This is a genomic window from Exiguobacterium marinum DSM 16307, assembly GCF_000620845.1.
In the GTDB taxonomy this organism is placed as follows: Bacteria; Bacillota; Bacilli; order Exiguobacteriales; family Exiguobacteriaceae; genus Exiguobacterium; species Exiguobacterium marinum.
Window position 1 is genome coordinate 563,234 of sequence record NZ_KK211189.1, and the last position, 7,928, is coordinate 571,161.

General features: G+C 48.0%; 11 protein-coding genes. All 11 read left to right on the top strand.

The window, feature by feature from the left end; genetic code table 11:
- The first annotated feature begins 8 nt into the window (after positions 1 to 8).
- Complete coding sequence (gene rpsK, locus P400_RS0103285; RefSeq protein WP_021066624.1) at positions 9 to 404, top strand: 30S ribosomal protein S11; 396 nt, start codon at positions 9 to 11, stop codon at positions 402 to 404.
- 92 nt (positions 405 to 496) lie between these two features.
- On the top strand, positions 497 to 1,441 hold the full coding sequence (locus tag P400_RS0103290; protein WP_026824847.1) for a DNA-directed RNA polymerase subunit alpha: 945 nt from the start codon (positions 497 to 499) through the stop codon (positions 1,439 to 1,441).
- Between the two features lie 24 nt (positions 1,442 to 1,465).
- Positions 1,466 to 1,819 (top strand): 50S ribosomal protein L17, encoded by a 354-nt coding sequence (gene rplQ / locus P400_RS0103295; protein ID WP_012727650.1) that lies wholly within the window; start codon positions 1,466 to 1,468, stop codon positions 1,817 to 1,819.
- A 69-nt stretch (positions 1,820 to 1,888) separates the two neighbouring features.
- A complete protein-coding gene (locus tag P400_RS0103300) occupies positions 1,889 to 2,725 on the top strand; it encodes an energy-coupling factor transporter ATPase (RefSeq protein WP_026824848.1) in 837 nt (278 codons plus the stop codon).
- Entirely contained in the window at positions 2,701 to 3,579 is an 879-nt protein-coding gene (locus tag P400_RS0103305) for an energy-coupling factor transporter ATPase (protein WP_026824849.1), read from the top strand. The genes P400_RS0103300 and P400_RS0103305 overlap by 25 nt, the downstream gene beginning before the upstream one ends.
- Positions 3,576 to 4,367 carry an energy-coupling factor transporter transmembrane component T family protein gene (locus tag P400_RS0103310; RefSeq protein WP_026824850.1) on the top strand — a complete coding sequence of 264 codons (792 nt, stop codon included), beginning with the start codon at positions 3,576 to 3,578 and terminating at the stop codon, positions 4,365 to 4,367. The genes P400_RS0103305 and P400_RS0103310 overlap by 4 nt, the downstream gene beginning before the upstream one ends.
- Positions 4,364 to 5,104 carry a tRNA pseudouridine(38-40) synthase TruA gene (gene truA, locus P400_RS0103315; RefSeq protein ID WP_026824851.1) on the top strand — a complete coding sequence of 247 codons (741 nt, stop codon included), beginning with the start codon at positions 4,364 to 4,366 and terminating at the stop codon, positions 5,102 to 5,104. Before P400_RS0103310 ends, truA begins: the two co-directional genes overlap by 4 nt.
- Before the next feature lie 143 nt (positions 5,105 to 5,247).
- Positions 5,248 to 5,685, top strand: coding sequence for a 50S ribosomal protein L13 (gene rplM, locus P400_RS0103320; protein ID WP_026824852.1), 438 nt, complete (start codon positions 5,248 to 5,250; stop codon positions 5,683 to 5,685).
- 25 nt (positions 5,686 to 5,710) lie between these two features.
- Positions 5,711 to 6,103, top strand: coding sequence for a 30S ribosomal protein S9 (rpsI, locus tag P400_RS0103325; protein WP_012727644.1), 393 nt, complete (start codon positions 5,711 to 5,713; stop codon positions 6,101 to 6,103).
- Between the two features lie 134 nt (positions 6,104 to 6,237).
- A complete protein-coding gene (locus tag P400_RS0103330) occupies positions 6,238 to 7,269 on the top strand; it encodes a P-loop NTPase (protein WP_026824853.1) in 1,032 nt (343 codons plus the stop codon).
- A gap of 35 nt (positions 7,270 to 7,304) precedes the next feature.
- Positions 7,305 to 7,925 (top strand): KinB-signaling pathway activation protein, encoded by a 621-nt coding sequence (locus tag P400_RS0103335; RefSeq protein WP_235181820.1) that lies wholly within the window; start codon positions 7,305 to 7,307, stop codon positions 7,923 to 7,925.
- The last annotated feature ends 3 nt before the right edge of the window (positions 7,926 to 7,928 follow it).

Here is a 7,928-nt window from a genome sequence, read left to right on the forward strand (position 1 = left end):
ATTGAACAATGGCGAAACGTAAGCAAAACGTACGTTCTAAACGTAAAGTTAAAAAACATGTTGAAGTCGGTGTGGTACACATCCGTTCTACATTCAACAACACAATCATCACAATCACTGACACGCAAGGTAACGCGATCTCATGGGCTACTTCTGGTAACCTTGGATTTAAAGGATCACGTAAATCGACTCCATTCGCAGCACAATTGGCTGCTGAAACTGCAGCGAAAGTTGCAATGGACAACGGTATGCGTACAGTAGAAGTTAACGTTAAAGGTCCTGGTGCTGGACGTGAAGCGGCTATCCGTGCACTCCAAGCTACTGGTCTTGAAGTTACTGCAATCCGTGACGTAACTCCAGTTCCGCACAACGGTTGCCGCCCTCCGAAACGTCGCCGCGTATAATCGCTTGAACGTGTGAAGGGTTTACCTAGCACGACAGCATATACTTTAGCAGTTCAAACTGCACGGCAGGATATACTCAAGGAGGGGTTCAGATGATCGAGATTGAAAAACCAAAGATCGAAACGGTCGAAATCAGCGAGGACGCTACGTTTGGTAAATTCGTAGTAGAACCGCTTGAACGTGGATATGGCACTACTCTCGGTAACTCACTACGTCGAATTCTATTGTCATCGCTCCCAGGTGCAGCGGTAACAGCGGTTCAAATCGATGGCGTGCTTCACGAGTTCTCTACGATTGACGGTGTCGTCGAAGACGTCACTCAAATCGTACTAAACCTCAAGAAGTTAGCACTAAAAGTGTACTCGGAAGAAGAGAAAACGCTTGAGATTAACGTTTCAAGTGCCGGTGCTGTCACTGCGGCAGACATTACCCATGATAGCGACGTTGAAATCTTGAATCCTGAGCTCTACATCGCGACTCTCGCTGACAATGCGACGCTTCGCATGCGTTTGACTGCTCGCCGTGGTCGTGGTTACGTCCAGGCAGAAGATAACAAACGTGATGATATGCCGATTGGTGTCATTCCAATCGATTCGATCTATACACCGATTCAACGCGTGAACTACGAAGTAGACAAAACACGTGTCGGTCAAGACGCTAGCTTCGATAAGCTTTTATTAGACGTGTGGACAGATGGTTCAATTCGTCCGGAAGAAGCTGTATCATTAGGGGCTAAAATTTTGACGGAACACTTGAACATCTTCGTTGGTTTGACAGATGAAGCTCTCAATGCAGAAATTATGGTCGAGAAAGAAGAAGACCAAAAAGAAAAAGTACTCGAAATGACGATTGAAGAACTCGATCTCTCAGTTCGTTCGTACAACTGCTTGAAGCGCGCTGGCATCAACACTGTTCAAGAACTCGCAAACAAATCAGAGGAAGAGATGATGAAAGTTCGTAACCTCGGACGTAAATCACTCGAAGAAGTTCAACACAAGTTGGACGAACTCGGTTTGGGCTTGCGTAAAGAAGACTAAGTTCAACCGAAGGAGGGAAATGTAATGGCTTATTCGAAACTTGGCCGTACAAGCTCGCAACGCAAGGCGCTTTTGCGTGATCTTGCAACTGACCTAATCATCAACGAGCGCATTCAAACAACTGAACAAAAAGCGAAAGAACTTCGCCCAGTCGTTGAAAAATTGATCACTCTTGGGAAACGTGGCGATCTTCATGCCCGTCGTCAAGTAGCTTCATTCGTTCGTAAAGAGAACGCTGGAGAAAAAGACGCTATCCAAAAATTGTTCGAAGACGTGGCACCACGCTACGCTGAACGTCAAGGTGGATACACGCGCATCATGAAAGTCGGCCCACGCCGCGGTGATGGTGCAGAAGTTGTAATCATCGAACTCGTCTAATTCATTAGGCAGTCGACAGGGCATGCGGTGACGTAGTGCCCTGTTTCCACATAAGAAAGGAGTCGACCTATGGAAGCACAAATTATGGTACGGGATGTCGTATTTCATTACCCTGGACAATCTGAGCCGGCACTTAACGGCCTATCGCTCGATGTGTACAAAGGGGAATGGCTTGCGATTGTCGGCCATAATGGTTCTGGCAAGTCGACACTGACGAAATTGTGGAACGGACTTCTCATTCCTGAACAGGGGGAAGTCCACGTCGAGACACTCGATCCGTCGAACGCCGCAGACGTGTGGGACGTTCGGACGCGGATTGGGGGCGTCTTTCAAAATCCCGACAATCAATTTGTTGGGGCGACCGTGCGCGATGATGTGGCATTTTCTCTCGAAAACATGGGACTTCCACGTCAAGAAATGGTTCGTCGAATTGATGACAGTCTAGCGCGCGTTGGATTATCGGAACTAGCGGACCGTGAACCGCATCAGTTATCCGGTGGACAAAAGCAGCGCGTTGCGATAGCTGCGGCTCTCGCAATGCGCCCGCGTGTCCTCGTGCTCGATGAAGCGACCTCGATGCTCGACCCAATCGGGCGACAAGAGGTATTACAAACGGTACGACAGCTCGTCTCGGAAGGGATGACGGTTGTCGCTATTACACACGAGCTCGACGAAGTGTTGTTTGCCGACCGTATCATTGCATTATCGAAAGGTAAGATTGCGATGACCGGTACACCTGAAGACGTGTTTCAACATCCAGATGCGCTTCGTGACATCCAATTAGATGTCCCGTTTATCGTTCGGATGCAACTCGAACTGAAGGAGCGTGGCATTCCACTCGATCGTTTGATGCTACAACATTCGGAGTTGGTGAACCATCTATGCCGATACGCATTGAAGAAGTAACATATCAATATCAAATCAATACTCCGTTTGAACGAACCGCGCTGCGCGATGTGAATGTAACCATTCCGTCGGGAGCGCTTGTTGCGTTTCTTGGGCATACAGGCTCAGGGAAATCGACGCTTGTTCAACATATGAACGGATTATTACGACCGACAGACGGGCGTGTGGTAGTCGATGACATCACCGTCACACCGATTCGTTCGCGTCGTGATAAAAAGCAGAATCTCTTGCCGCTTCGGCGTCGCGTTGGGCTCGTCTTTCAATATCCCGAACATCAATTGTTTGAAGAGACGGTCGAACGCGACGTCATGTTCGGTCCGCGCAATTTTGGCGCGACAGATGCCGAAGCGAAAGAACGTGCCCATGAAGCCCTTCGCCTCGTTGGTTTGGATGAATCACTTTGGGAACGTTCCCCATTTGATCTCTCGGGCGGACAAATGCGCCGTGTTGCGATTGCAGGGGTCTTGGCGAGTCGTCCTGACGTCCTTATCGTCGATGAACCGACAGCAGGTCTCGATCCGATTGGAAGACGGGATATGCTTGCCTTATTCAAACGGTTACGAGAAGAATTGAATCTGACACTTATTCTCGTTTCGCACGATATGGATGATGTACTCGCCTATGCGGAACGCGTCGTGGTGATGGAGCGCGGCGAGGTGGCGTTTGACGGAGATCCGTTTGACCTGTTCCAAGACGAGACGCTCGTGCGACGTCTCCAGCTCGACATCCCGCACGTTTTACGATTCGCCCGCGATATGGCACCGGCTTTTGGAGAAACTGTAATTCCACTCGTACGCACTGAGAGCGAACTGGCGGATTGGGTCGCGGAACGGTTGAAAGGGGGAGCGACATGATTATCGGTCAATATATACCGGGACATTCGTGGCTCCACTCACTCGATGCACGTGCGAAGACGCTCTTCATTTTAGGGTTCATCCCGGTCGTCTTTTTAGCAGATAATTTATGGACGAACTTGTTTCTGCTGTCTTTCACGTTGTTTGTGGTCAAACTATCGCAGTTATCGTGGCGCTACTTATGGAACGGGCTACGCATGATTTTATTTTTAATCGTCTTCACATTGGTCTTGCAGTTGTTATTCAATCGTGACGGCACCCTCCTCTTCGAATTCGGACCGGTTGCAATTTATTCGGAAGGGGTTCGCATGGGCCTGATCGTCTCGCTCCGATTCTTCTATCTCGTCATGTTGACGACGCTCGTGACATTGACGACGACACCGATGGAATTAACCGACTCGATTGAAGCTGGTCTCCGGCCATTCGAACGGATTCGTGTGCCTGCCCATGAGATTGCATTAATGCTCTCCATCTCGCTCCGTTTCCTACCGACTCTTGCGGACGAGACGGACCGCATTATGAAAGCGCAACAAGCACGGGGCGTCGATTTGATGAGCGGTCCATGGAAGTCTCGATTGAAAGGAGTTATTCCGTTACTAATCCCATTATTCATCTCAGCGTTTAAGCGTGCTGAGGACCTCGCTACAGCTATGGAAGCGCGTGGCTACCGTGGGGGTGAAGGACGGACGAGATTGCGCGAGATGGAGTGGCATACGCGTGACACGATGGTGTTGTTTATCTTTGTCGTACTGACACTCATATTGTTTGGATTGAGAGGGATTGGATGAGACGAATTAAATTGACAGTTGCCTATGACGGGACCAACTATGCGGGATATCAAGTACAACCGAACGGCAATACGGTTCAGGCTGAGATTGAGACGGTGTTAGCACGCATGCATCGTCAACCGGTAAAAATCGTCGCTTCAGGTCGTACAGACGCCGGCGTCCATGCCTTAGGACAAGTGATTCACTTTGATACGTCGCTACAGATGCCTGCGGAACGATTCGTCAAAGCGCTAAACGCGATGTTGCCGGATGATATCCATGTCAAACAGGCTGAAGAGGCTGATGCTCTGTTCCATGCTCGCTACGGGGCCAAGCGAAAAGAATATCGCTACTATATTCGTAAGACCGAGGACCCGTTTCGACGACACTATGCTGCGACCGTTACTTACACGCTAAACCTAGAGTCGATGTGTCAAGCAATGAAGCTGTTAGTAGGAACACATGACTTCACTTCGTTCTCAGTGACGAAGGCGGAGGTCGAGGATCGTGTTCGTACTATCTATGAAACGGAAGTGTTAGAAGTAGATGATGAGATCATATTTCGTTTCGTGGGTTCTGGCTTTTTGTACAATCAAGTGCGAATTATGGTAGGGACAGTCATCGAGATAGGGCGAGGCAAGTATGAGCCTGCCGACATCGCACAAATGTTGGAGGCGAGAGACCGCCGTATGGCGGGAATAACCGCGCCCCCGCATGGTTTATATTTGTGGAATGTGAATTATGAAAAAGTAGATTGACATTCCTTCTATAAAATCGTATTATATTCATTGGCATTTCATTTTCAAATTTAGAGATGAACCACAATCTTAGCCCCGTAAACTAGGATTATGATAAAGCATCAAAAAATTAAGTGAACAGACATTTCTAGGAGGTATTCCACATGCGCACAACATTCATGGCTAAAGCATCTGAAGTAGAACGCAAATGGCTCCTTATCGACGCAGAAGGCAAAACACTTGGTCGTTTGACTAGTGAAGTAGCTTCACTTCTTCGCGGTAAGCACAAGCCGACTTTCACACCACACGTTGATTGCGGAGACCACGTCATCATCATCAACGCTGAGAAAATCAAATTGACTGGTAACAAGTTGAATGACAAGATCTACTACCGTCATTCAGGTCATCCAGGCGGCTTGAAATCACAAACTGCAAAAGAGCTTCTCGCAAAACGTCCAGAGCGTATGCTTGAACTCGCGATCAAAGGGATGCTTCCAAAAGGATCACTCGGTCGTCAACAATTCAACAAACTCCACGTTTACGCTGGAACTGAACACAAGCATGAAGCACAAAAACCAGAAGTTTACGAACTTCGCGGTTAATCGAGACACAGGGAGGAACTAAACGATGGCAGATGTACGTTACTACGGAACAGGCCGCCGCAAACACTCGGTGGCTCGCGTTCACCTCGTTGCAGGTGACGGTAAAGTTGTTGTAAATGGCCGCGATATCTCAGAATACTTCGGTCATGAGACTTTGATCATGATGGCTAAATCACCACTCGTATTGACTGAAACAGAAGGGAAATACGATGTAATCGTTAACGTTAACGGTGGTGGATATACTGGACAAGCTGGAGCGATTCGCCACGGTGTATCACGTGCGCTTCTTCAAGCGGACCCAGAATTCCGTCCAAGCCTCAAAGAAAAAGGCTTCTTAACTCGTGACGCTCGTATGAAAGAACGTAAAAAATACGGTCTTAAAGCAGCACGTCGCGCACCACAATTCTCGAAGCGTTAATCTTCGCGGTGTGGTTCGAACTCTCCATCCTTTCGGGTGGAGAGTTTTTTGTTTGAAATAGTCGATTCCGAAGCCGTCAAGAAAACGCTTTTTTTGATATACTGATATCGAAACAGTTAGAAGGGGGAAGCGATATGCTTACAGTAGAGCAAGTACGCGAGGAATTGGCGGGGCTCGTTGATCCAACGATCAACCGAACGCTTGGAGATACAGCGGGGGTAAAAGACATCCGCATTAAAGAAGATTATGTCAGTGTAAAAGTGGCACTCGGACAAACAGGGAGCGGGGAACAGCTTCAATTACAACAAGAGATTGTCACATTGCTCAAGGGGAAAGGCTTTAAGACGGTTGGACTTCGCTTTGAAGCATTGAACGACGAAAGTTTGAAGGAAGCGACAAAGCCGGCGATTCTTCGTGAGAATTCAGGGACGACATTTATCGCCATCGCTTCAGGTAAGGGTGGCGTAGGGAAATCTACAGTGTCTGTCAACTTAGCGGTCGCGCTTGCGCGAGCGGGCAAGAAGGTTGGATTGATCGATGCGGACATTTACGGATTTAGTGTTCCGGATATGCTTGGCATCGAAGAACGACCAGTTGTTCGCGGCGAAAAGATCATTCCAGTCGAGCGTTTCGGTGTGAAGGTCATTTCAATGGGCTTTTTCGTTGAAGACAATGCACCCGTTATCTGGCGTGGACCGATGCTCGGAAAAATGTTAAATAACTTCTTCAATGACGTCGAGTGGGGCGACCTAGACTATCTATTGCTCGACTTACCGCCAGGAACGGGGGATGTCGCACTTGATATCCATTCGATGCTCCCATCATGCCAGGAGTTGATTGTGACGACACCTCACGCGACAGCTGCTTTCGTTGCTGCTCGTGCTGGGGCAATGGCGATTAAAACGAACCATAAACTACTAGGTATCATTGAGAACATGGCTTATTTCGAAAGTAAACTGACAGGCGAAAAAGAATACGTATTCGGTTATGGTGGTGGAGAAAAACTATCAGAAGCACTGAAGAGTAAGTTGCTTGCTCAAATTCCGCTTGGCCAACCGTATGACAATGAAGAGGACTTCGCACCTTCTGTCTATCGGGATGGTCATCCATTTGAGCATACGTATGACGAGTTAGCGCAAGCAGTCATTAAACAAATAGAAGGGTGAATCGGTGAGAGATGAAAGTACAAGGATTTTTACGTTTGTTTTGGACAACGCTCGTTTTTGGGACGTTGTTCGGGTTCCTTATGAACTTGTTAGCGAACCCGGGTTATTTAGTCAGTCAGTCTTGGGAGGCAATTGTCACTGCGCTTAGTTACTCGAGCACATGGACCGGGATCAGTATGATGGGCTTCTTCGCCTATTTGATCATCCATCGGGTCGGTCTTGATTTATTCCGAGGGCCACGTCTATGGAATCGCGTCCAGGTGTTGTTAATCGCCTTTGCGATCTTTGATGCCGTTTATTTACGGATGCTCGCATTTGGAAATGATCACATGTGGCGTTATATCGGCGAGATGCTTGTGTTATTAATTGTCGCTTGGGTAGTTGCTGCGAGTAAAGCGAAACAAACGAATATGAGTGCTTTCATCCCGACACTTTTCTTAATGACCGTCATTACTTTGATTGAATGGATTCCGGCCCTTCAAACAACGGATGAAATTCCATTACTCTGGCCGGCCCTTGCAACATTAGTGTTCGCGAATGCCTATCAAGTATTGATGCTTCATCGCTTTCAACAGACGGGGCAAGTCACTGAACCGGCTTCGTCTGAAGTGGCGAAGAAAAAAACGAAAAAGCAGATGCCGTCTAAGTCATCATAAAAT